19 protein-coding genes and 2 pseudogenes are annotated in these 22,080 nt (G+C 72.7%); 10 read left to right on the top strand and 11 right to left on the bottom strand.

The features are described 5' to 3' along the window. Positions 1 to 170: 170 nt before the first annotated feature. Both E2C06_RS06950 and E2C06_RS06945 read right to left on the bottom strand, forming a co-directional pair. Positions 171 to 830: a 3-oxoacid CoA-transferase subunit B gene (locus E2C06_RS06950; RefSeq protein ID WP_133287856.1), complete on the bottom strand. Its 660-nt coding sequence runs from the start codon at positions 828 to 830 to the stop codon at positions 171 to 173. A gap of 14 nt (positions 831 to 844) precedes the next feature. Further along, positions 845 to 1,543, bottom strand: a complete 699-nt coding sequence (locus E2C06_RS06945; protein ID WP_133287855.1) for a CoA transferase subunit A — start codon at positions 1,541 to 1,543, stop codon at positions 845 to 847. A 152-nt stretch (positions 1,544 to 1,695) separates the two neighbouring features. On the opposite strand from E2C06_RS06945, the gene E2C06_RS06940 reads away from it, so the two are divergent. Genes E2C06_RS06940 through E2C06_RS06920 form a run of 5 tightly spaced genes read left to right on the top strand, consistent with a single transcriptional unit; the run spans position 1,696 to position 8,126 of the window. Further along, positions 1,696 to 2,700: a Bug family tripartite tricarboxylate transporter substrate binding protein gene (locus tag E2C06_RS06940; protein WP_133287854.1), complete on the top strand. Its 1,005-nt coding sequence runs from the start codon at positions 1,696 to 1,698 to the stop codon at positions 2,698 to 2,700. 11 nt (positions 2,701 to 2,711) lie between these two features. Next, complete coding sequence (locus E2C06_RS06935) at positions 2,712 to 4,808, top strand: 3-hydroxyacyl-CoA dehydrogenase NAD-binding domain-containing protein (protein WP_133287853.1); 2,097 nt, start codon at positions 2,712 to 2,714, stop codon at positions 4,806 to 4,808. 24 nt (positions 4,809 to 4,832) lie between these two features. Further along, complete coding sequence (locus E2C06_RS06930) at positions 4,833 to 6,038, top strand: acyl-CoA dehydrogenase family protein (RefSeq protein ID WP_133287852.1); 1,206 nt, start codon at positions 4,833 to 4,835, stop codon at positions 6,036 to 6,038. Continuing rightward, positions 6,038 to 7,174, top strand: coding sequence for an acyl-CoA dehydrogenase family protein (locus tag E2C06_RS06925; RefSeq protein WP_133287851.1), 1,137 nt, complete (start codon positions 6,038 to 6,040; stop codon positions 7,172 to 7,174). Before E2C06_RS06930 ends, E2C06_RS06925 begins: the two co-directional genes overlap by 1 nt. Positions 7,175 to 7,193: 19 nt before the next feature. Next, positions 7,194 to 8,126, top strand: coding sequence for a dihydrodipicolinate synthase family protein (locus tag E2C06_RS06920; protein ID WP_133287850.1), 933 nt, complete (start codon positions 7,194 to 7,196; stop codon positions 8,124 to 8,126). A gap of 2 nt (positions 8,127 to 8,128) precedes the next feature. Here the strand turns inward: E2C06_RS06920 and E2C06_RS06915 are convergent, their stop codons facing one another. Both E2C06_RS06915 and E2C06_RS06910 read right to left on the bottom strand, forming a co-directional pair. Next, positions 8,129 to 11,263, bottom strand: coding sequence for an efflux RND transporter permease subunit (locus E2C06_RS06915; protein WP_133287849.1), 3,135 nt, complete (start codon positions 11,261 to 11,263; stop codon positions 8,129 to 8,131). Then, positions 11,260 to 12,456, bottom strand: coding sequence for an efflux RND transporter periplasmic adaptor subunit (locus tag E2C06_RS06910; protein WP_133287848.1), 1,197 nt, complete (start codon positions 12,454 to 12,456; stop codon positions 11,260 to 11,262). The genes E2C06_RS06915 and E2C06_RS06910 overlap by 4 nt, the downstream gene beginning before the upstream one ends. Before the next feature lie 108 nt (positions 12,457 to 12,564). Between E2C06_RS06910 and E2C06_RS06905 the strand changes: the two genes are divergently transcribed. Next, positions 12,565 to 13,533, top strand: a complete 969-nt coding sequence (locus E2C06_RS06905) for a Gfo/Idh/MocA family protein (protein ID WP_133287847.1) — start codon at positions 12,565 to 12,567, stop codon at positions 13,531 to 13,533. Here the strand turns inward: E2C06_RS06905 and E2C06_RS06900 are convergent, their stop codons facing one another. From E2C06_RS06900 to E2C06_RS40730, 6 genes and pseudogenes are all read right to left on the bottom strand, one after another. Then, positions 13,534 to 14,730, bottom strand: coding sequence for a CaiB/BaiF CoA transferase family protein (locus E2C06_RS06900; RefSeq protein ID WP_133287846.1), 1,197 nt, complete (start codon positions 14,728 to 14,730; stop codon positions 13,534 to 13,536). A 168-nt stretch (positions 14,731 to 14,898) separates the two neighbouring features. Further along, positions 14,899 to 15,690 (bottom strand): SDR family NAD(P)-dependent oxidoreductase, encoded by a 792-nt coding sequence (locus tag E2C06_RS06895; protein ID WP_133287845.1) that lies wholly within the window; start codon positions 15,688 to 15,690, stop codon positions 14,899 to 14,901. Positions 15,691 to 15,764: 74 nt separating this feature from the next. Further along, a complete protein-coding gene (locus E2C06_RS39190; RefSeq protein WP_241671151.1) occupies positions 15,765 to 16,154 on the bottom strand; it encodes a hypothetical protein in 390 nt (129 codons plus the stop codon). Between the two features lie 2 nt (positions 16,155 to 16,156). Beyond that, complete coding sequence (locus E2C06_RS39185; RefSeq protein ID WP_241671150.1) at positions 16,157 to 16,381, bottom strand: hypothetical protein; 225 nt, start codon at positions 16,379 to 16,381, stop codon at positions 16,157 to 16,159. Positions 16,382 to 16,754: 373 nt separating this feature from the next. Further along, a pseudogene (locus E2C06_RS40735) lies at positions 16,755 to 16,889 on the bottom strand (response regulator); the annotation flags it as partial. Positions 16,890 to 17,073: 184 nt separating this feature from the next. Then, positions 17,074 to 17,562: pseudogene (locus E2C06_RS40730) on the bottom strand (ATP-binding protein); the annotation flags it as partial. A gap of 179 nt (positions 17,563 to 17,741) precedes the next feature. Between E2C06_RS40730 and E2C06_RS39180 the strand changes: the two are divergent. Further along, positions 17,742 to 18,737, top strand: a complete 996-nt coding sequence (locus tag E2C06_RS39180; protein WP_165982256.1) for a hypothetical protein — start codon at positions 17,742 to 17,744, stop codon at positions 18,735 to 18,737. Between the two features lie 343 nt (positions 18,738 to 19,080). Here the strand turns inward: E2C06_RS39180 and E2C06_RS06875 are convergent, their stop codons facing one another. Continuing rightward, on the bottom strand, positions 19,081 to 19,506 hold the full coding sequence (locus tag E2C06_RS06875; RefSeq protein ID WP_133287842.1) for a DUF3775 domain-containing protein: 426 nt from the start codon (positions 19,504 to 19,506) through the stop codon (positions 19,081 to 19,083). Positions 19,507 to 19,676: 170 nt separating this feature from the next. Here E2C06_RS06875 and E2C06_RS06870 point away from each other — a divergent pair, with 170 nt between their 5' ends. From E2C06_RS06870 to E2C06_RS06860, 3 genes are read left to right on the top strand one after another with little or no spacing between them, the layout of a single operon-like run. Then, positions 19,677 to 20,087 carry a hypothetical protein gene (locus E2C06_RS06870; RefSeq protein WP_133287841.1) on the top strand — a complete coding sequence of 137 codons (411 nt, stop codon included), beginning with the start codon at positions 19,677 to 19,679 and terminating at the stop codon, positions 20,085 to 20,087. Positions 20,088 to 20,143: 56 nt separating this feature from the next. Next, a complete protein-coding gene (locus E2C06_RS06865; RefSeq protein ID WP_133287840.1) occupies positions 20,144 to 20,935 on the top strand; it encodes an SDR family oxidoreductase in 792 nt (263 codons plus the stop codon). Between the two features lie 25 nt (positions 20,936 to 20,960). Next, positions 20,961 to 22,013 carry an LLM class flavin-dependent oxidoreductase gene (locus E2C06_RS06860; RefSeq protein WP_133287839.1) on the top strand — a complete coding sequence of 351 codons (1,053 nt, stop codon included), beginning with the start codon at positions 20,961 to 20,963 and terminating at the stop codon, positions 22,011 to 22,013. Positions 22,014 to 22,080: the final 67 nt, after the last annotated feature.

Below are 22,080 nucleotides of genomic sequence, written 5' to 3'. Positions count from 1 at the left end.
CAACTCCCGCCGCTCCGGCGTCGTCAGCTCGATCGCCACCGCCGCCTTGCCCATCGCCAGCCCCCACGACCCTGCATCAGAATCGTAGGAACTTCGAGATCAGGACACTAGCTTGTTCTCTGCGCAGCAGGTTCACGCCCCCGGCCGGTTCCGCCCTGCGGCGGCCTGCGTCAGGCGCGCAGCAGCGGTGCCTCCGTCCACGCCTGCAACTCGTCGAAGCCGAGGCCGGGGATCATGTCGATGACGACGAAGCCGCGCGGCGTCACGTCCAGCACCGCGAGGTTGGTATAGACCCGGCTGACGCAGGCCGCCGCGGTCAGCGGGTAGCTGCATTGCCGCAGGATGCGCGCCTGGCCGTCCTTGGTGACGTGCTCCATCACCACCCAGACCCGCTTGGCGCCGACCGCCAGGTCCATCGCCCCGCCGATCTGCCGGCCCACCTCGTTGGCCGAATGCGCCCAATTCGCCAGGTCGCCGTTCGCCGCCACCTGGAAGCCGCCGAGCACGCAGAGGTCGAGATGCCCGCCGCGGACCATGGCGAAGCTGTCGGCGTGGTGGAAGAAGCTGCCGCCCGGCCGCAGGCTGACGCGCTGCGAGCTGGCATTGATCAGCCAGGGATTCTCCTTGTGCGGCTCCGGCGCCGCGGCGATGCCGAGGATGCCGTTCTCGGAATGCACCACCACCTCGCGGTCCGCGGGGATGTGGTCGGCGACCAAGGTCGGGATGCCGATGCCGAGGTTGACGTACCACCCCTCCGGGATGTCCTGCGCCAGCCGCGCCGCCATGCCGGTGCGGCCGAGCGGCTTGTAGCCCTGTGCTGCGTCGTTCATCGCCTCGCCTCCCGTCAGCGCGTCAGCTTCGGATCGCCGGCCGCGACATGCAGCACGCGATCGACGAAGATGCCGGGGGTGACGATCTCGTTCGCCGGCAGCTGGCCGACATCGCAGACATGGTGCGTCTGCACCACGGTCAGCGCGCCGGCCATGGCCATGATCGGGTTGAAGTTGCGGCTGGCGTCGCGGAAGACGAGGTTGCCCCAGCGGTCGGCCATCCATGCCTCGACCAGCGCCACGTCGCCGGGCAAGGCTTCTTCCAGGATGCAGGGGCGGCCGTTGTAGCTGCGCACCTCCTTGCCCTCGGCGACCAGCGTGCCGGCGCCGGTCGGGGTGAAAAAGGCCGGCACGCCGGCGCCGGCGGCGCGGATGCGCTCGGCGAGCGTCCCCTGCGGCACCACCTCGGCCTCCATCCGGCCGTCGCGCACCCAGTCGCCGGCGATGCTCTGCGCCCGCACGAAGCTGGTGATCACCTTCCGCACGCGGCCGAGCTCGATCAGCCGGGCGATGCCCTGGGTGGCGGCGCCCGGCTTGTGCACGCGCCCCGCGGAGTTGACGACGACGGTGAGGTTGCCGGCGCCCTGCTCGATCAGCCCGTCGAGCAGCGCGTTCGGCATGCCGACATCGCCGAAGCCGGCGATCAGCACGGTCGCGCCGTCGCGGATGCCGGCCATGGCCTCCGCCATCGAGCGCACGAATTTGTCGATCATCCGCGGACGGTTCCCCTGGCTGCCTTCGAGCGGCGTTGCGCCGAGTGTAGCCGCAGCTTCGCGGCAAGGGCCAGAGCCGGGGGTGGCGCGCCGCCCGCGGCGGTGGTTGACTGCCGCGGGGCGCGCGCAGACGCGCCAGGGGAGAGGAACAGATGGCCCGCAGCCCAAGGCCGGTCCGGATCTCGCGCCGCATGGCGCTCGCCGCGGGCGCCGGCCTTGCCATGCCCGGGCTGCTGCGCGCGCAGCCGCGCTTCCCCGACCGGCCGATCCGCCTGGTGGTGCCCTTCGGCGCCGGCGGCAACCTCGACACCCTGGCGCGCATGCTGGTCCCCGGCGTGGCGGAGCGGCTCGGCCAGCCCGTCGTCATCGAGAACCGCGTTGGTGCCGGCGGCAATATCGGCACCGAGGCCGTCGCCCGCGCCGCACCCGACGGATACACCCTGCTGCTCGGGTCGAACGGCGCGCTGACCATCAACCCGCTGATCATGGAGCGGGTGCCCTACGACCCCGCGAAGGACTTCGCCCCGGTCTGCCTCTGCTTCCGCACGCCGCAGGTGCTGGTGGCGAGCCCGAAGCTGCCGGTAAAGACCTTTGCCGAGTTCCTGGCCTATGCCAAGGCGCGGCCGGGCCAGCTGCAATGCGGCTCGGCCGGCAGCGGCACCTCCAACCACCTGAACATCGAGCTGCTGAACGCCGCCACCGGCATCGGCCTGGTGCACGTGCCCTACCGGTCCAGCGGCGGCGCGACGCCCGACCTGCTGAGCGGCGCGCTGGCCAGTTCGATGGAGCAGATCACCACCGCCCTGCCGCTGCACCGCGACGGCCAGCTGCCGATCATCGCCGCCGCGCTGCCGCGGCCCCTGCCGCTGCTGCCTGATATCCCGACCCTGGCCGAGGCCGGCGTGCCGGGCGGCGGGCTGGTCTCCTTCATCGGCATCCTGGTGCCCGCCGGCACCCCGGCGCCGATCACGGCCACGCTGCAGGCGGCCTTCGCCGCGGCGCTGGCCGAGCCGGCATTGCGCGCGCGGATCGAGGAGACCGGCAGCCTGATGGCGGATGCCGCGGCGACGACGCCGCCGGGCTTCGCCGCGCTGCTGCGGCAGGAGGCGGATCTCTCGCGCCGCGCCGCCGCCGCGGCCGGCCTGCTGGTACGATAGGGGAGACGGGCATGACCGAACGGGACGTGGTGCGGTTCGAGGTCGAGGACGGCATCGGGATCATCACCGTCGACAACCCGCCGGTGAATGCGCTGGGCGCGGGCGTCTCGGACGGCATCGTCGCCGCGGTGGACCGCGGCGTGGCCGACCCGGCGGTGCGCGCCATGGTGCTGATCGGCGCCGGCCGCAGCTTCATCGCCGGCGCCGATATCCGCCGCTTCGGCACGAAGCGGGAAACGCCGGCGCGGCGCAGCTACGACGCGCTGGAGGGCAGCACCAAGCCGGTGGTCGCGGCCATCCACGGCTATGCGCTGGGCGGCGGCCTCGAGAATGCGCTTTGCTGCAGCTGGCGCATCGCGGTGCCCGCCGCCAAGGTCGGGCTGCCGGAGGTGCTGATCGGCATCATCCCCGGCGGCGGCGGCACCCAGCGCCTGCCGCGGCTGATCGGGCCGCAGCCGGCGCTGGAGATGATCACGACGGGACGGCATGTTCCGGCGCCGGAGGCCAAGGCGCTCGGCATCGTCGACGAACTGGTCGAGGGCGACCTGCGCGGCGCCGCCATCGCCTTCGCCAAGGGCATCGCCGACAAGCCGCTGCGCCGCATCGGCGGGATGCCGCCGGCGGCCGCCGAGGCGGGAATCTTCGAGGCCGCGCGCAAGGCCATCGCCCGCAAGGCGCGCAACCAGAAGGCGCCCTACAACGCCATCGCGGCGGTGGAGGCGGCGACGCGGCTGCCCTTCGCCGAGGGGATCGCCGAGGAGAAGCGGCTCTTCGGCGAGCTGGAGAATTCGGACGAGGCCCGCGCGCTCCGCTACGCCTTCTTCGCCGAGCGCGAGGTGGCGAAGCTGCCGCACCTGCCGAAGGACATCCCGACGCCCGAGATCCGCAGCGTCGCGGTGGTCGGCGCCGGCACCATGGGCGGCGGCATCGCCATGAGCTGCGCCGATGCGGGCCTGCCCGTGAAGCTGCTGGATGCCTCGGCCGAGACACTGGCGCGCGGCCTGGCGCGGATCCGCGACAACTACGCGGTCAGCGTGAAGCGCGGCAGCCTGGACCAGGCGGCGATGGACCGGCGCCTTTCGCTGATCGAGCCGGTCGAGGGCTACGAGGCCATCGCCGAATGCGACGCGGTGATAGAGGCGGTGTTCGAGCAGCTCGACGTCAAGCAGGGCGTGTTCCGGGAGCTGGACCGGGTGATGAAGCCCGGCGCGCTGCTCTTCAGCAACACCTCGGCGATCGACATCGACAAGATTGCGGGTGCGACGCAGCGGCCGGAGGCGGTGGCGGGGACGCATTTCTTCGCGCCCGCCAACGTCATGAAGCTGTTCGAGGTGGTGGAGGGGACGAAAACCGCGCCGGCGACCATGGCGGCGGCGATGAAGCTCGGCCGCGCCATCGGCAAGATCAGCGCCTATGCCGGCAACTGCGACGGCTTCGTCGCCAACCGCAGCCGCATCCCCTTCACCATGGAACAGAACCTGATGGTGGAGGAGGGCGCTCTGCCGGAGCAGATCGACCGCGTCATGGTCGAGTTCGGCTACCCCATGGGCCCCTTCGCGGTGAACGACCTCTCGGGCCTCGACGTCAGCTACCAGACGCGGCGGCGGCGGCTGGCCGAGGACCCGAACTACCGCATGCTGCCGATCCCCGACCGTCTGGTGGAGATGGGCCGCAAGGGCCAGAAGGCCGGCGCCGGCTGGTACCGCTACGATCCCGGCGACCGCACGCCGCATCCGGACCCCGAGGTGCGCCGCATCATCAAGGAGGTCGCCGCGGAGAAGGGCATCGCCCAGCGCGAATTCTCCGACGAGGAGGTGCTGCAGCGCCTGCTCCTCGGCTCGCTGAACGAGGCCTGCAAGATGATCGAGGAGGGCAAGGCGCTGCGGGCCAGCGACATCGACGTGATGTGGCTGAGCGGCTTCGGCTTCCCGCGCTACCGTGGCGGCCTGATGTTCTGGGCCGACGGCATCGGCGCGCAGGCGGTCTACAACCAGGTCGCCGCCTGGCACCAGCGCTACGGCGCGCGCTGGGCGCCGGCCCCGCTGCTGCGCCAGGTCGCCGAGCAGGGCGGCCAGTTCCGCGAATTGAAGGCGCCGCAGCTGCGCTAGTCTTTCAGCCAAGGGAAACGGACCATGGACCTGCGATTCACGCCCGAGGAGACCGCCTTCCGCGAGGAAGTCCGCGCCTTCATCCGCGACAACCTGCCGGCCGAGACGCGCGAGCGCATGCGGCTCGGCTATCCCCCGCGCAAGCAGGACACCGTCGCCTGGATGCGCATCCTGAACGCCAAGGGCTGGGCGGCCTTCTCCTGGCCCAAGGAATACGGCGGCCCGGGCTGGACGGCGATCCAGCGGATGATCTTCCTTGAGGAGAACCTTTCGGCGCCGGCGCCCGAGATGCTCTCCTTCAACATCACCATGCTCGGCCCCGTGCTGATCCAGTTCGGCACCGAGGCGCAGAAGAGCCACTTCCTGCCGCGTGCCCGCAACCTCGACGACTGGTGGTGCCAGGGCTTCTCCGAGCCCGGTGCCGGGTCCGACCTCGCCAGCCTGCGGACGGCGGCGAAGCGGGAGGGCGACCACTACGTCGTCAACGGCCAGAAGATCTGGACATCGACGGCGCACAATGCCGACTGGTGCTTCTGCCTCGTCCGCACCAACCCGACCGCGGCGAAGCGGCAGGAGGGCATCTCCTTCCTGCTGATCGACATGAAGACGCCGGGGATCGAGGTGCGGCCGATCATCTCGATCGACGGCAGCCACCACCTGAACGAGGTCTTCTTCACCGACGTGAAGGTGCCGGTGGAGAACCTGGTCGGCGAGGAGAACAAGGGCTGGAGCGTCGCCAAGTACCTGCTGGGCAACGAGCGCACCGGCATCGCCCGGCTGGGTAAATCCAAGGAGCGGGTGCGCTACGCGAAGGAGGTGGCGCGCGAGGTGCGGATGAACGGCAAGCCGCTGATCGAGGACCGCAATTTCCGCGCCCGCGTCGCTCAGGTCGAGGTCGACATGAAGGCGCTGGAGATCACCCAGCTCCGCGTCGTCTCGGCCTTCGCCAAGGCCGGCGGCAACAGGCCGGACCCGCTCTCCTCCGTGCTGAAGATCAAGGGGACGGAGCTGCTGCAGGCGAGCAGCGAGCTGGTGATGGATGTCGGCGGGCCGCAGGCCATGCCGGTCTGGCAGCAGGAGCTGCAGGCCTTCGCCAACGAGCCCGCCATCGGGCCCGAATGGGCGCCGCAGATGGCGCCGGCCTATCTCATGCTGCGGGCCGCCTCGATCTACGGCGGCACCAACGAGATCCAGAAGAACATCCTGAACAAAGCGGTGCTGGGGCTGTAATGGACTTCGATCTCACCGACGACCAGCGCCTGCTGGGCGACAGCGTCACCCGCCTGCTCTCGGCCGAATACGGCTTCGAGCAGCGCAAGGCCCTGCTCAAGACGCCGACGGGCTGGAGCGAGGCGCTCTGGCAGCGCTATGCCGAGCTCGGCCTGCTCGGCCTGCCGATCGCCGAGGATCACGGCGGCTTCGGCGGCGGCCCGGTCGACGTCATGCTGCTGATGCAGGCCTTCGGCCGCCACCTAGTGCTGGAGCCCTACCTGGCCACCGTGGTGCTGGGCGCGACCGCGCTGCGCCTCGCCGGCACCGACGCCCAGCAGGGCGAGATCCTGCCGGAGGTCGCGGCCGGCACCATGAAGCTCGCCTTCGCGCATTACGAGCGGCAGGCGCGCTACGACCTGACCGACATCCTGACCACGGCGAAGCCGAAGGATGGCGGCTTCGTGCTGGAAGGGGCGAAGAGCGTCGTCCTGCACGGCGACTGCGCCGACCGGCTCATCGTCTCGGCCCGCACCTCCGGCGGCCGCGACGATGCCGGCGGGCTCTCGCTCTTCCTGGTGGATGGGAACGCGCCGGGCCTCGCCCGCCGCGGCTATGCGCTGCGCGACGGCACGCGGGCGGCGGAGCTTTCCCTCAGCGGCGTGCAGGTGCCGCGCGAGGCGCTGCTGGGCGAGGTGGACGGTGCCCTGCCCACCATCCAGCGGGTGGTCGAGGCCGGCATCGCCGCCACCTCGGCCGAGGTCATCGGCACCATGGAGGCGATGCAGGCCATGACGCTCGACTACCTGAAAACGCGCCAGCAATTCGGCAAGCCGATCGGCGACAACCAGGCGCTGCAGCACCGCGCCGCGGAGATGCTGGTGGCGATGGAGCAGGGCCGGTCCATGGCCATGCTGGCGACCATGTCGCTGGAGGAGGAGGATGCGGCCGAGCGCGCCCGCAGCATCTCCATGGCCAAGGTCGGCGTCGGCCAGGCCGGGCGGTTCGTCTCGCAGAACGCGGTCCAGCTGCATGGCGGGATCGGCATGACGGAGGAATATGCCGTCGGTCATTTCTTCCGCCGGGTGATGGTGATCGAGCACCTCTTCGGTGATACAGCCACCCATCTGGACCGGCTGGCCGATCAGGTCGCCTGAGCGAACAAGGACCCCGAGCATGCGTCTCGATGAAACCGCGAAGGGCGTCTACGTCATCGCGCCGACGCCCTTCCACGACGACGGCCGGATCGACGAGGCCAGCACCGACCGCATGACCGACTTCTTCCTCGAGGCGGGCTGCGAGGGCATGACCATCCTCGGCGTGATGGGCGAGGCGCCGAAGCTGGACCAGGCGGAATCGCTCGAGATCAGCCGCCGGATCATCAGGCGGGCGGGCGATGCGAAGATCATCGTCGGCGTCTCCGCCCCCGGCTTCGCCGCCATGCGGGCGCTGGCGCGGGGCTCGATGGACGCCGGCGCCGCGGGCGTGATGATCGCGCCGCCCAGCACGCTGCGGACCGACGACCAGATCGTCACCTACTACGCCCAGGCGGTGCAGGCGATCGGCGCCGACATCCCCTTCGTCCTTCAGGACTACCCGCTGCTGTTCCAGGTGCAGATGACGCCCGGCGTCATCCGCCGCATCGTCCAGGACAACCCCTCCTGCGTCATGCTGAAGCACGAGGACTGGCCGGGGCTCGAGAAGATCAGCACCCTGCGCGGCTATACCGCCGAAGGCTCCATGCGGCCGATCTCCATCCTCTGCGGCAACGGCGGCCTTTTCCTCGAATTCGAGATGGAGCGCGGCGCCGACGGGGCGATGACCGGCTATGCCTTCCCCGACATGCTGGTCGACCTCGTGCGGCTCTCGGCGGCGGGGCAGCGCGACGCGGCGCACGACCTGTTCGATGCGCACCTGCCGCTGATCCGCTACGAGCAGCAATTCGGCATCGGCCTCGCCGTCCGGAAATACGTGCTGGCGCGGCGCGGCATCATCGGCTCCGCCGCGCAGCGCGCGCCGGGCGGCAAGCTCGGCGCCAGGGCGGTGGCGGAGGTCGAGTACCTGCTGGCCCGGCTCGGCCGCACCGACGCGCGCGCGCGGCTGGGCTGACGCTACTCGGCCGGCGCGGCCTGCGGCGCGGCGGCCGGCGCCGACTCCCGCCGCCGGGTCAGCCGGTGCAGCGCGATATAGACCACCGGCGTGGTGAAGAGCGTCAGCGCCTGGCTGACCAGCAGCCCGCCGATCATCGCGCATCCCAGCGGCTGGCGCAGCTCCGCCCCCGTGCCGATGCCAAGCGCCAGCGGCACCGCGCCGAGCACCGCCGCCATGGTCGTCATCATGATGGGGCGGAAGCGCTTGAGGCAGGCCTCGCGGATCGCGTCGACCGCCCCGGCGCCGCGGTGCCGTTCGGCCTGCAGCGCGAAGTCCACCAGGATGATGCCGTTCTTCTTGACGATGCCGATCAGCAGGATGATGCCGATCAGCCCCATCACGTCGAGCCCGAAGCCGGGCGCCCAGAGCGTCAGCAGCGCGCCGAGCCCCGCCGAGGGCAGGGTCGAGAGGATCGTCAGCGGGTGGACGTAGCTCTCGTAGAGCATGCCGAGGATGATGTAGACGGCGACGATCGCCGCGGCGATGAGGTATGGCTGGTTGGCCAGCGCCGCGTAGAAGGCCTGCGCATTGCCCTGGAAGACGCCCTGCACCGAGGCCGGGGCGCCGAGCTCCTGCCGCGCCGCCTCGATCGCCGCCGTCGCCTCGCCGAGCGAGACGCCCGGCGCCAGGTTGAAGGAGAGCGTCACCGCGGGGAACTGGTTGAGGTGGCTGATCGAGAGATAGGCCGTGCCGCCGGTGTCCACCGTGACGAAGGCCGAGAGCGGCACGCGCGTGCCGGTCGCCGGCGATTGCAGGAAAAGGCGCCGCAGCGCCGCCTGCGGGTCGGCCTGCAGGCCCGGGTCCACCTCCATGACAACGTGGTAGTAGCTGAGCTGGGTGAACCACTGCGCCACCACGCGCTGGCCAAACGCATCAGCAAGAGTGTCGTCGATCAGCCGCGGCTGGATGCCGAAGCGGGCCGCCAGGTCGCGGTCGATGGTCAGCTTCGCGGTCGGCCCGCCCGGCTGCTGGTCCGTCGCCACGTCGGTGAGGCCGGGCAGGCCGCGCAGCTTCTCCACCATGCGGCCGGCCCAAAGGTTCAGCTCCTCGAGGTCCGGGTCGCGCAGCACGTACTGGTACTGGGTGCGGGAGCCCCGCGCCGAAAGGTTGATGTCCTGCGAGGCCTGCAGGTAGAGCTCGACGCCCGGCACCGTGTGCAGCTTCTCCCGCAGCCGGTCGATCACCTGCGCGGCGGAGACATCGCGCGCGGAATGCGGCTTGAGGTCGATGAAGAAGCGGCCGGTATTGGAGGTCTGGGTGCCGCCGGTGGCGCCCGCCGTCGCCAGCACGTTCGCCACCGCCGGGTCGGCGCGGATGATTTCCATCAGGGCCACCTGCTTCTCCGACATCGCGGCGAAGGAGGTGTCGGGCGCGGATTCCGCGGTGCCGACGATGAAGCCGGTATCCTGCTGCGGGAAGAAGCCCTTGGGGATGAAGACATAGAGCGCGACCGTCGCCGCGAGCGTCAGGCCGAAGACCGCGAGCGTCAGCGGCCGGTGCCGCAGCACGCGGTCGAGCATCCACCCGTAGCCGCGCTCCATCGCCTTGAAGCCGCGTTCCAGCCCGGCATCGAGCTTCCGCAGCAGGCCCGGCTTCTCCCGCTCCTCCGCCGCGTCGCGCTTGCGCAGCAGCCGGGCCGAGAGGGTCGGGACGAGGGTGAGCGAGACGAAGACCGAGAGCAGGATGGTGCCGGTGACGACCAGGGCGAATTCGCGGAACAGCCGCCCGACCACCGCCCCCATGAAGAGCAGCGGGATGAAGACCGCGATGAGGGAGATGCTGATCGCCAGCACGGTGAAGCCGATCTCGCCCGATCCCTCCAGCGCCGCGGCTTCCGGATCCTGCCCGTCCTCGACCCGGCGGAAGATGTTCTCCAGCACGACGATGCCGTCGTCGACCACGAAGCCGACGGCGATGACGAGGGCCATCAGCGAGAGGTTGTCGAGGCTGAAGCCCGCCGCATACATCGCGGCGACGGCGCCGACCACGGCGACCAGCACCACCAGCGCCGGCGGCAGCGTCGCCCGCCAGTCCCGCAGGAAGGCGAAGACCACCAGCACCACCAGGCCGAAGGTCAGCGCGAGCGAGGTCTCGATGTCGGAGACCGAGGCGCGGATCGTCGTGGTGCGGTCGCTGACCACCTGCACGTCGACCGCCGGCGGCACCGCGGCGCGCAGCTTCGGCAGGGCGTCGCGGATGCGCCCGACCACCTCCACCACATTGGCGCCGGGCTGCTTGAAGACCACCAGCGCGACGCCGCGCCGGCCGTTCTGCCAGGCACCGATCAGCCGGTTTTCCGGCCCGTCCACCGCCGTGCCGACGTCGCGCAGCCGCACCGGCGCGCCGTTGCGGTAGGCGACGATCACGTCCTCCCAGTGCGCCGCCCGCAGCACCTGGTCGTTGGCCAGCACGGCGAAGGCCTGGCGCGGCCCGTCGAAGGCGCCCTTCGGCCGGTCGACGGTGGCGTTGTTCACCACCGCCCGCACGTCCTCCAGCCCGAGGCCGAGCGCCGCCACCCGGTCCGGGTCGAGGCGGATGCGGATCGAGGGCTTCTGCTCCCCGGTGATGTTGACCTGGCCGACGCCCTGGATCTGCGAAAGCTGCTGGGCGATGCGCGTGTCGGCGAAGTCGTCCACCCGGTCGATCGGATAGACCTCCGACTGCACCGCGATGATGACGATGGGCGGGTCGGCCGGGTTCAGCTTGCGGTACAGCGGCGGCTGCGGCAGGTCGGTCGGCAACTGGCCGCCGGCCTGGTTGATCGCGGTCTGGATGTCCTGCGCCGCGGCGTCGATCCCGCGGTCCAGCACGAATTGCACGGCGATGCTGGTATTGCCGAGCGCGCTGGTGGAGACGATCTGGCTGACGCCGGGGATCTGCGCGAATTGCCGCTCGAGCGGCGTGGCGACGGCGCTCGCCATCGTCTCCGGGCTGGCGCCGGGATAGTTCACCGTGACCTGGATGGTGGGGAATTCCACCTGCGGCAGCGGCGCCACCGGCAGCAGCGGGTAGCAGACGATGCCGAGCAGCACGATCGCCGCCATCAGCAGGGAGGTGGCGATCGGCCGCCGGATGAAGGGGCCGGAGATGGTCACCGTCTCGCCTGCGCCCCGGCCGGCTTCACCCGCGCCCCGGGGCGCAGGCGATGGAGCCCGTCCGTCACCACCTGCTCGCCGGCGGCGAGGCCTTCATCGACCACCGCGCTGCCCTCGGCCTGCGGCCCGAGCCGGAGCTTCCGCAGCTCGACGCTCTGGTCGGGCTTCAGCACATAGGCGAAGGGTCCCTCCTGCCCGCGCTGCACCGCAGCGGCCGGGATCGTCACGGCACCCCGCCGCGTCTCCAGCAGCAGCCGGGCGCTGACCAGCTGTCCCGGCCAGAGCGCGTCGTCCAGGTTCGGGAAGGCGGCCTTGAGCTGCACCGTGCCGCTGGCGGGGTCGATCCGGTTGTCGGCCAGCAGCAGCCGGCCTTCCGACAGCACGCGGCCGTCGCGCGCCAGGGCCTGCACCGGCAGGCCGTTGGACGGCGGCTCGCGCGGCCCGCCCTCGGGCGTCGCGTCGGGCTGCGCGCCCACCGCCTCGCGCTGGCGGCGCAGCACCGCGGCCAGGTCGTCCTGCGGCAGGGTGAAGAGCAGGGCGATGGGATGCAGCTGGGCGATCACCACCAGCCCGTTCGTGTCGGCGGCATGGACGATGTTGCCGGCGTCCACCAGCCGCACGCCGAGCCGGCCCGAGAGCGGCGCGGTGATGCGGGTATAGTCGAGCTGGGTCCGGGCGTTGTCGATGCTCGCCGCATCGGACTGCACGGTGGCTTCCAGCTGCGCCACCTGGGCGCGCTGGGTGTCGAGCTGCTGCCTGGAGGCACCCTCGGTGCGCGACAGGGTCTGGTAGCGCTGCAGGTCCAGCCGCGCATTGGCCAGCTGCGCCTCGTCCCGCGCCTTCTGCGCCACCGCCTGGTCGAGCGAGGCCTGGAAAGGCCGCGGGTCGATCCGCGCGAGGAGGTCGCCCTGGCGCACCTGCTGGCCCTCGGTGAAGGCGACGTCGTCGAGCTGGCCATCGACCCGGGCGCGGACCGTGACGGTCTGGAAGGCCTGCACGCTGCCGAGGCCACTGCGCCAGACCGGCACGTCGCGCGCCTCGGCCGCCGCGAGCACGACGGTGACCGGCGGCTCCGGCCCCTTGCGATCCTGGGCCCCGGCCGCGGGCTCGGCCAGCAGCCGCCAGCCGGCGATGCCGCCGGCAACCAGGACGAAGGCGAGGAAGGCGCCGGTCAGGGCGCGGCGGATGCGCATGTCTTCGGGGGTCCCCGGGGCCGAACGCCGGCGCCGCCGGGCGGTTCGTTGTTGCCAGCGGGACGTCCGCGCCGGAGATTCAGCGCCGATCGGGGAAGGAACGGCAGCATGATCGCGGCAGGCATCGTCGGCCTGGGCTGGTGGGGGCGTATGCTGCTGGAGGCCGGGCGCGACCTGCCCGGCTTCCGCTTCGTCCATGGCGCGGCGCGGCATGCCGAGGCCGGCGCGCCGGTCGCGGCGCAGCACGGGCTGCGCTTCTCCACCAGCCTCGAGGCCTTGCTGGCCGACCCCGCGGTGCAGGCCGTGGTGCTCGCCACGCCGCACAGCGCGCATCTCGCGCAGATCCGGGCGGTGGCGGCGGCGGGGAAGCCGGTCTTCTGCGAGAAGCCGCTGACCCTGACCCGGGCCGAGGCGGTCGCGGCGGTCGAGGCCTGCCGCGCCGCCGGGGTGCCGCTGGCGATCGGCCACAATCGCCGCTTCCTGCCGACCATCCAGGCGATGAAGGCGATCATCGCCGAGGGGCGGCTCGGCCGGCTGCTGCATATAGAAGGGCACTCGAGCAACCTGAACTCGTCGCAGAACTTCGCGCCCTGGCGGGCCGACCCGGCGGAATCCCCGGCCGGCGGGCTGACCGGGACCGGCGTGCATGTGCTCGACGCCTTCACCAACCTGGTCGGCCCGGCGCGGCGGGTCTCGACGCAGCTCGCCGTGCAGAAGCCGGCGCCCGGCGCGCTCGACAGCCTTTCCGTCCTGCTCGAATTCGCCAACGGCATCTCCGGCACGCTGGCGGCGGTGCGGGCGACGCCGCGCTACTGGCGGGTCCATGCCTTCGGCGACCGCGCCAGCGTCGAGACGGTGGGCGACACCGAGATCATCCTGCGGGAGGACGGCCGCGAGCCCGAGCGCATCGGCTTCGCCCCGGTCGATACGCTGCGGGCCGAGCTCGCCGCCTTCGCCGCGGCGGCCGCGGGCGGCGCGCCCTATCCTTTGCCGCCGGAGGAAGCCGTGGCGACCGTCGCCTGCTTCGAGGCGATCGTGCGCTCGGTCGCGGCCGGCGGCGCGCCGATGGCGGTCTGATCAGCCGAGCGCGCCGGCCGCCCGCAGCCGGGCGATCTCCGTCGGGGCATGGCCGAGCTCGGCCAGGATCGCCTCGGTATCGGCGCCGGGCGCCGGCGGCGGGGCGGCCGGCGCCTTGGCCTCGCCGGCGACGTGCAGCGGGCTGTCCACGGTCCAGCCACCGTCGGTGGTCGGGCGGATGGCGCCGGTGGCGCGGGCCTGGGGGGAGGCCGCGGCCTCCTGCGTCGTCGTCACCGCGTCGAAGGTCAGGCCCGCGGCATCCAGCAGCGGGCGCCACTCGGCCAGGCCGCGCGCGGCGAAGGCTGCGTCCAGCAGGGCGATCAGCGCGCGCGCATTCTCCCGCCGCAACGGCTGGGTGGCGAAGCGCGGGTCGTCGCCCCAGGCGGGGTCGCCCAGCACCCGCAGCAAGGCCGGCCATTGCCGCGGCTCGTTCAGCAGCGCCATCAGGAACCAGCGTCCGCAGCCGGCCTGGTAGAGGTTGCCGAGCGCATTCGGCGCCTGGTCGCGCGGCGGGCGGGGGATGAAGCGGGCGCCGTCCAGCGCCGCCTGCACCATGAAGCCGTTCGACCAGAGCCCGGCCTCCAGCAGCGCGACATGCACGAAGCCGCCCTGTCCCGTGCGTTCCCGCCGGTACAGCGCGGTGACGATGGCGCCGTAGAGCGCCATGCCCGTGGGGTGGTCGCCCATCCCGGCGACCGAGCGGCCCGGCGCCGCGGCGGCATCGGCGCGCACCAGGTCCATCAGCCCGCTGCGGGCCCAGAAGGCGGTGGCGTCGAAGCCGGTCTTGTCGGCCTCGGGGCCCGTCTCCCCATAGGCGGTCAGCGCCGCGTAGACCAGCCGCGGGTTGATCGCCGCCAGCGCCTCGGGCGCGATGCCGAGCCCGGCGCGCAGGCGGGGGACCGCATTGGTGACGAAGACATCGGTGGTGGCGATCAGGCGGTGCAGCACCGCCTGCGCCTCCGGCCGCTTCAGGTCGAGCATCAAACCGCGCTTGCCGCGGTTGTCGAGCACCCAGGGGTAGTCGGTCTCGCCGCGCGGCTGGCCAGGCGCGGTCGAGAGCGCGCGGTAGGCATCGCCGCCCGGCGGTTCCAGCTTGATCACCTCGGCGCCGAAATCGCCGAGGATGGTGGCGGCCGAGGGGCCGGCGACATAGCTGGCGGCGTCGATCACCCGCAGCCCGGCGAAGATCCCGGCCATCGGCGTTTCCCCCATTGTTTGGCAGCATGGTAAGGCAAGGTTGGGGAGGAAAAAGCATTTCCTCCCCGAACCCCTCCATGGCTTTCCGTGGGTCGGCTGCCGCCGCGCGGAGGGTGCCGACCCACGGAAACAGACGAAGGGTCCGGGGAGGATACCTTCCCCGCGGCCTTACTCCATGCTGCCTTGCGAGATCCCCGCGGGCGCCGCGGTCCGCCCGCCATCCACCACGTAGTGCGCCCCGGTGATGTTGCCGGCGAGTCCCGAGCAGAGGAACAGCACCAGGTTCGCCACCTCCTCCGCCGTGCCGTAGCGCCGCAGCGGCAGGCCGGCGGCGTAGCGTGCCTCGACGCTGCCGGGATTGTTCGGGGAAACCTGCTTCGCGATGTCCTGCACCATCCGCGTGTCGATCGGCCCGGGGCAGACCGCGTTCACCCGGATGCCCTGCGGCCCGACCTCGGCCGCCGCCACCTTGGTCAGCCCGATCACCGCATGCTTCGAGGCAACATAGGCCGGCATCCCCGCGGTGCCGACCAGCCCGGCGATGGAGGCGGTGTTCACCACCGCGCCGCGCCCCTGCCGGAGCATCACCGGCAGCACGTGCCGCAGGCCGAGGAAGACGCCCTTGACGTTGACGCCCATCACCGCGTCGAAGATCGCCTCGTCATACTCGGCGGTCGGCGCCACCTTGCCCTCGATCCCGGCATTGTTGTGGAAACAGTCGATCGTCCCGAAGGCATCGAGCGCGGCCTGCACATAGGCCGCGACATCCGCCGCGCGGGTCACGTCGGCGGCGCGGAAGATCGTGGAGCGGCCGAGTTCGGCGGCCAGCGCCTCCCCGGCCTCGGCATCGCGGTCGACGATGGCCACCTTGCCGCCGCGCTGGACGAAGCCGCGCGCGACCGCCGCGCCGATGCCGTTGGCGCCGCCGGTGACGATGGCGACCTTGCCGCTGAAATCCATGCTGTTCTCCTCCCCCGCCGTTCCACGCGGTATCCCGCCATGCTGGCCGCAGCCGGCGGGGGAGGCAATCAGGGTCAGTCCTCGCGCAGCATGCAGCTCCAGCAGCCGCCGCCGCTGGCCGACCGCACCCGCACGCTGCGCGCGGCATCGGCGAAATCGCCGGTCCAGCCGAATTCGAGGTCCAGCCACCCGCCGGCCAGCGCCGCCTCGAGCCGGCCGCGGAAGCGGGGATGGTCCATGCAGGGCGCGACGCCGGCGAGGAAGTCCAGCCCGAGCCGCGGCTGCTGGCCCGAGCCGGACAGCCGCCGCTCGGCGCCGCTATCGGCTTGGACGATCCCGGCCTGGTCGACCCGGATGGCGCCATAGGGCGGCCGGTCGGGCATCGCCTCCGGCAAGGCCGCGATCGCCCTGGCGAGTTGCGGGGTGTCGAAGCGCGGCAGCGCCGGGCCGGTCAGGTCCGGCATCCTCACATCACCCCGGAGAAGCGGGCGATGCCGGGCAGGTGCGTCGGCCGCGGACCCTGGTCCGCCGAGAGCGGCAACAGGATCCGTTCGGAATGGACCGGCTCGCCGCCATCCTGGAAGCCGTAGCGCGCGTAGTCGTGAGAAGGGATGCCGAGGCTCCCGCTGCGCTGGAAGGCCGCGGCCAGGCCGCCGAAGACCTCGTCCGCCTCGGTCCCCGCATCCGCCACCCGGCCCTCCACCGCCCCGCCGGGCCGGGCCGCGAGTGCCGCGGCGACCCGCAGGAAGCGCAGCCGCGGCGGGCCGTCCTCGCCCGGCTCGACCGCCAGCAGATAGGCTTTCGCGGCGCCCGACAGCGCCTCGATCTCGGCCGCGTCGAACCAGGGCAGCGCCGCCGGAGCTTGGCTGGTGCGGCGCGCCGCGGCGGCTGCGCCAGGCGAAATACGCCTCCCGCAGCTCGGGCCGGCTCAGCCGCATCAGCATCCGGTCGTGCCGCGGCGCCGCCACGCGGCCGAGCGAGGCCAGCACCTGGCGGCCGAGCTCGGCGGCGCCGAAGGGCTTGCCCAGCACCGCCTCGCCCATCAGCGACCGCTGGTTGCCGATGCCGGTCAGGAACAGGATCGGCAGGCCGGGACGCGCCGCACGCAGCCGGCGGGCGAGCTCCGGCCCATTGCCGCCGGGCATGGTGACGTCGGTGGCCACCAGGTCCAGCCGTTCCGCCGCCAGGGCCTGCACCATCCCGGTGGCGACGCTGCTCGCTTCCAGCACCGCATTGGCCCAGCTCGCGCAGCTGGCTCGCGGTCACCAGGCGGACCTGGTCGTCGTCCACCACCAGCAGCGTCGCCGCGGCATGCAGCGCAGGGTCGGGCTCGGCCGGGGCCCGAGCGGGCGCCGCGGCATCCTCGGGCGCCGCCCGCGGCAGCCAGATCTCCGCCGTGGTGCCCTCGCCCGGCACGCTCAGCAGCCGCAGCGCGCCGCCGGATTGCTGGGCGAAGCCATGCACCATCGCCAGGCCGAGCCCGGTGCCCTTGCCGCGCGGCTTGGCGGTGAAGAAGGGCTCGGCGGCGCGGGCCAGCACCTCGGCCGGCATGCCGGCACCGCTGTCCTGCACCGCGAAGACCAGGTGGTCGATGCCGTCGGCCAAGCCGGGCGGCTGCGGCCCCGCCGCCGCCGGGGCGTTCCGGGCGGTGACCTGCAGCCGGCCCGAGCCCTGCATCGCATCGCGCGCATGCATCGACAGGTTGAGCAACGCGACTTCCAGCCGGTGCGGGTCGGCCAGCACCGGCCAGGCCCCTTCCGCCCGCACCTTGAGCGTGACGCCGCTGCCCACCGCGCGGCGCAGCGTCTGGTCGGTATTGGCCAGCAGCGCGGCGGGATCGGCCAGCACCGGCAGCAGGTCGAGCGAGGCCATGACGGTCCCGGGGGGCGCCCCCGCCGCATCCCCGGCGGCGGTTCGGCCGCGAGATCGGGGATCGCCACCGCCTTGCCGCGGCGCAGCGGCGTCAGCCGGGACGGCGCGAAATCCACGAGCCGGACGCGGCCGGTCGGCGCCGGCGCGTCGTCGCCCCGCCAGCCGCTCTCGACGACCACATGCACGTCGTCCGGCTCGACCTCGCCGAAGCTCGCCTGCGCCAGGCCGAGCGCCCGGCCGAGCGTCTCGCAGGGCGCCGCCGCGGTCTTCCGCGTCGTGCGCGCCGCGCGCAGCCGCTCCTCGAGGCCCAGCAGCACGGCGTCGCGCCGGGCCCGCTCGCGCTGCGCCGCCTCCGCCAGCCGAGGATGCCGGCTGCCGCGCCGCCGGGCAGGGGCGGGTCGGCGAGGGCGGTGGCCAGGGCGGCCGCCAGCCGCTCCGGCGGCAGGGCGACGCCGAGCACCTGCGCCACCGGGCGGTCGGCACCCGGCCCGGGCGCCAGGATCGGCACCGCCACGCCGGTCGCCCGGCCGCCGGCGCCCGGGCTGACATGGAGATTGCAAGCGGCCGGCCGTCCGAGCGCCAGGGCGTCCTGCGCCGGGCCGACCGCGAGGCTGTCCGGCCGCTCCCCCGGCGCCCAGCTGGTGGTCAGCCGGATCCGGCTGGCGGGATCGACGAGGGTGATGGCGCGGGCTTCGAAGGCGGCAGCGGCGGCGCGCATCTCCTCCCGGAAGGCGGCCAGGTCGTCGCGCGCCAGCGCCGGCGAGGCGGCGCAGCGGCCTTTCGGCTTCGGCGAATTCCCGGTCCAGCAGCAGCGCCATCGCCTGCGCCCGGCCGACCAGGGCTTCCTCTGCCTGCAGGCGCTCGGCGCGCTGCTGCCGCCAGGCCGTGCCGCCGGCGAGGAGCAGGAGCGGCAGCGCCACGGCAAGCGCGAGCAGCGCCGGCAGCCGGCCGCGCCGCGTGGCCGGGCGGCGCCGAGGCGCCATAGGGGGATTCAGGCGGTTCGCCGCTCGTTGCGACCCGCGTCTTCTCCTGGGACCGCATTCCGCTCCGTCCAGGGACGAGGGCTGCCGCTGACCGGCCGGACGTCGGCGGCCGGTGTGACGACGCAGCAGGCCGCGCCTTACTCCCGAAAACGTGAAGTTTCAGGGATCGCGAGGTACATGACGGAGACCTGAAAGACGCCAACTTCAAACGCAACGATACGGCGGAGGCGCCGGAATTCCTGCCGGGCGGCGGGACTGCGGCGAGGTCCTGGCCCGAGCGGACTGCCTGAGGGCGGAGCCGCCCGAAGCGCCTGGCCGGCTGCGCGGCCCGGCAGGCCCCGCGCCAGCGCACCGCATTCAGGGTTGGCCACCCCGCCGGCCCGGCTGCGCCGTCGGCGCTGACCGACGCGCCCGGGCCTAGCGGCCCTGCGGCGGTCGGCCCTGCAGCGGATCGCGCCCGCATCGGGATACCGATCCGGCGCGGCCCGGTGCGGATCCACCCGTTCGCGCGTTCACGCCCCGCCGCGACCTGATCTCAGCGCTCGACATCCTCGATCGAGAGACCGAAGGCGGCGACGCCTTCCGCCAGCAGGTCGCCGGCCATGTCCATGCCGAGCAGGTAGCTGCCGGCCTGACCGGCCTCGTTCCGCTCGGCGGCGAGCCGCACCGCCTCCTCCCATTCCTCCGGCCCGTAGTCGCCGCGGCCGACCCAGGCGAGCGCGATCAGAGCCGCCTGCTCGTCCTCGTTCAGCCCGTCGACGAATTCGCGGAGGCTGTCCTCCGTCATGTCATCCGGGTTTTCCTGCAGCAGCGCCGCCTCGCTGTTGTCGTCCTCGGAAAGCTGGGCGGGGTCGGTCTCCTCCGTCACCTGCACGGCGCGGATATGGTCCACCACGGTCGCCACCGTCTCCAGGCTGATGCCGAGATCCACCTCGTCGTCGTCGTCGGCCGGTCGTGCCATCGCTGCGTCATCCCCATCGAATGCCGGGTAAGGCCCCGAAGGCCGCTTCGGTTGCATGCTGGTTCCCGGCTTCGGCAAGACTCTTCGCAGGGGAACAGCCCGGCCCGCGGCGGCGTTGCGGAGATAGCCGGATCGCGTCCGCGGGGACGTTCGGGAGAGGTAGCCGACCCATGCAGATGCTGCGTGCAAGCGGGATGCCCTGGCGGCGCCGCGCCGCCACCGGGCTCGTGATCGCGGGCCTCGGGATGTCCGGCCCGGCGCTCGCCGGGTCCATCGATACCATGCCGCTGACTCCTGGGCCGGGCTGCGGTGTTCGGAGCGGCGCCGGCCCGGCGGTCCCGGCGGTGCTGCGCCCCATTTCCGTGCGGGCGGAACTGACGCGGGCCGAAAAGCCGGCGCCGCGACGGCCGAAGCGGACCGTCCCCGCCCGGACGCGGCCCTCGGAGCCGCCATCCGCCCCCCCTCCGACGGTCCTGCTCGAGCCGCCGGCGACGACGCTGCATGCCTTCTACGCCTGCGCCACGCTGCCGCTGCCGGCCAAGCCGGGCTGGCTGGCGGTGGGGCCGCAGCGCCGCGCCTGACGCGGCACGGGGGCGGGGCGGTTCCGCAGCCCGGCGATCTGCCCTAGCCTGGATCGATGGCATCGATCACCGAAGCGGCGCTCCGCGGGCGGACGGCCCTGATCACCGGATCGACCGGCGGCATCGGCCTGGCTGTCGCGGACAGCCTTGCCGCCGCCGGCTGCCACTTGGTGCTGCACGGGCTGGCCGCGCCCGGGGAAGGCGATGCCGCGGCGGCCGGGCTGGCGGCGCGCCATGCGGTGCGGGCCTGCTACCGCCGGGTCGAACTGGCGGAGCCGGCGGCCATCGCGGCGCTGGTCGTGGAGGTCGGCCCGCCCGACATCCTGGTGAACAACGCCGCGACCCGGCATTTCGGCACCATCGAGGCGACGCCGCCGGAGGACTGGGACAGCGACCTCGCGGTCAACCTTTCGGCCGCCTTCCACCTGACGCGCCTCAGCCTGCCGGGGATGCGGGCGCGCGGCTGGGGCCGCATCCTCAACATGTCCTCGATCTACGGGCTGGCCGGCGCGACGGGGCGGGTCGGCTACGTCACCACCAAGACCGCGCTGATCGGCCTGACCCGCGCCACCGCGCTGGAGACGGCCGGGAGCGGCATCACCTGCAACGCGCTCTGCCCCGGCTCGACCCTGACGCCGAACATCGCCGGGCGGATCGGCGCGGCGATGCGGGCCGCGGGGCTCGACGAGGCCGCGGCCACCGCGCAGTTCCTGGCCGGCAAGCAGCCGACCGGGCGCTTCGTGGCGGCCGAGGCGATCGGTGCCATGGCCGCCTTCCTGTGCGGGGAGGCCGGGCGCGACATCACCGGCGCGGTGCTCCCGATGGACGGCGGCTGGTCGGCGATGTAGCGCCGTGGCCCCGGAGGAGACCCGCATGACCCCGCCGTTGCGCATCGGCATCTGGGCGCTGGTCCATGGCAACCGCGCCGCGCTGCAGGACCCGCTGGAACCCTACGACGCGTCCTGGCGGCGCAACCGCGCCCTGGTGCTGGAGGCGGAGTCGCTGGGCTATGATTGCGTGCTGGTCGCGCAGCACACGATGAACCCGCACAAGGTGGAACTCGGCCAGCTGGAGGCCTGGACCGCCACCGCCGCGCTGGCGGCGGAAACGCGGCGGATCGAGCTGATCGCCGCGATCAAGCCGATGCTCTACCACCCCGTGGTGCTGGCCAAGATGGCGCTGCAGATCGAGGAGATCAGCGGCGGCCGCTTCGCCATCAACCTGGTGAATGCCTGGAACCGCAAGGAGATCGAGGATGCCGGCCTGGTCTTCCGCGAGCACGACGAGCGCTACGCCTATGGCGCCGAATGGCTGGCCGTGGTGGACCGGCTGATGCGCGGGGAGGCGGTGCAGCACCAGGGTCGCTACTTCCAGGTGAAGGACTACATCCTGCGGCCTGCTTCCCCCGGCCGCCCGCGGCCGCGGATCTATGTCGGCGGCGAATCCGCCCCGGCGCGCGACCTGGTGGCGGCGCAGGCGGATGTCTGGTTCATCAACGGCCAGCCGCTGGAGGACGTGCGGGCGCTGATCGCCGATGTGCGCGCCCGCCCGCGCCGCGGCGAGCCGGTCCGCTTCGGCCTTTCGGCCTTCGTCATCGCGCGGGAGACCGAGGCGGAGGCGCAGGCCGAGTATCGCCGGCTGCTGGACCTCGCGCGGCAGGACACGGAGATCAAGGCCTATGTGAAGGCCAATACCGACCCGGCGGTGGCGATGCGGAAGACCCAGGCGAAGTTCGAGAGCGTCGGCACCAATGGCGGCACCTCGGGCGGCACGGTCGGCAGCTACGACCAGGTGGCGGCGCGTATCGCGCAGTTCCACGCCGCCGGTATTGACACGCTGCTGACCCAGTTCCAGCCCTTCGAGCCGGAGATGCGCCGCTTCGCCGCGCAGGTGATGCCGCGGCTGGCGGCGCTGCGCGTCGGATAGGCTGCCTCATGCTGAGCGCACGAAGGTCATGCCTTCGTGCGCCTCGGACGCCGGGCGCCATTCGGCG

It is taken from the genome of Dankookia rubra (genome assembly GCF_004355005.1).
GTDB classification, from domain to species: Bacteria; Pseudomonadota; Alphaproteobacteria; order Acetobacterales; family Acetobacteraceae; genus Paracraurococcus; species Paracraurococcus ruber_A.
The sequence above is the reverse complement of the archived record's forward strand: the minus strand, read 5'-3'. Positions and strand labels throughout refer to the sequence as shown.

Excerpts from the sequence above, each read along its gene's own strand:
- E2C06_RS06950 (WP_133287856.1), bottom strand. The coding sequence starts at position 830 with ATGAACGACGCAGCACAGGGCTACAAGCCGCTCGGCCGCACCGGCATG.
- E2C06_RS06945 (WP_133287855.1), bottom strand. The coding sequence starts at position 1,543 with ATGATCGACAAATTCGTGCGCTCGATGGCGGAGGCCATGGCCGGCATC.
- E2C06_RS06940 (WP_133287854.1), top strand. The coding sequence starts at position 1,696 with ATGGCCCGCAGCCCAAGGCCGGTCCGGATCTCGCGCCGCATGGCGCTC.
- E2C06_RS06935 (WP_133287853.1), top strand. The coding sequence starts at position 2,712 with ATGACCGAACGGGACGTGGTGCGGTTCGAGGTCGAGGACGGCATCGGG.
- E2C06_RS06930 (WP_133287852.1), top strand. The coding sequence starts at position 4,833 with ATGGACCTGCGATTCACGCCCGAGGAGACCGCCTTCCGCGAGGAAGTC.
- E2C06_RS06925 (WP_133287851.1), top strand. The coding sequence starts at position 6,038 with ATGGACTTCGATCTCACCGACGACCAGCGCCTGCTGGGCGACAGCGTC.
- E2C06_RS06920 (WP_133287850.1), top strand. The coding sequence starts at position 7,194 with ATGCGTCTCGATGAAACCGCGAAGGGCGTCTACGTCATCGCGCCGACG.
- E2C06_RS06910 (WP_133287848.1), bottom strand. The coding sequence starts at position 12,456 with ATGCGCATCCGCCGCGCCCTGACCGGCGCCTTCCTCGCCTTCGTCCTG.
- E2C06_RS06905 (WP_133287847.1), top strand. The coding sequence starts at position 12,565 with ATGATCGCGGCAGGCATCGTCGGCCTGGGCTGGTGGGGGCGTATGCTG.
- E2C06_RS06900 (WP_133287846.1), bottom strand. The coding sequence starts at position 14,730 with ATGGCCGGGATCTTCGCCGGGCTGCGGGTGATCGACGCCGCCAGCTAT.
- E2C06_RS06895 (WP_133287845.1), bottom strand. The coding sequence starts at position 15,690 with ATGGATTTCAGCGGCAAGGTCGCCATCGTCACCGGCGGCGCCAACGGC.
- E2C06_RS39190 (WP_241671151.1), bottom strand. The coding sequence starts at position 16,154 with ATGCCGGACCTGACCGGCCCGGCGCTGCCGCGCTTCGACACCCCGCAA.
- E2C06_RS39180 (WP_165982256.1), top strand. The coding sequence starts at position 17,742 with ATGCACGTCGTCCGGCTCGACCTCGCCGAAGCTCGCCTGCGCCAGGCC.
- E2C06_RS06875 (WP_133287842.1), bottom strand. The coding sequence starts at position 19,506 with ATGGCACGACCGGCCGACGACGACGACGAGGTGGATCTCGGCATCAGC.
- E2C06_RS06870 (WP_133287841.1), top strand. The coding sequence starts at position 19,677 with ATGCAGATGCTGCGTGCAAGCGGGATGCCCTGGCGGCGCCGCGCCGCC.
- E2C06_RS06865 (WP_133287840.1), top strand. The coding sequence starts at position 20,144 with ATGGCATCGATCACCGAAGCGGCGCTCCGCGGGCGGACGGCCCTGATC.
- E2C06_RS06860 (WP_133287839.1), top strand. The coding sequence starts at position 20,961 with ATGACCCCGCCGTTGCGCATCGGCATCTGGGCGCTGGTCCATGGCAAC.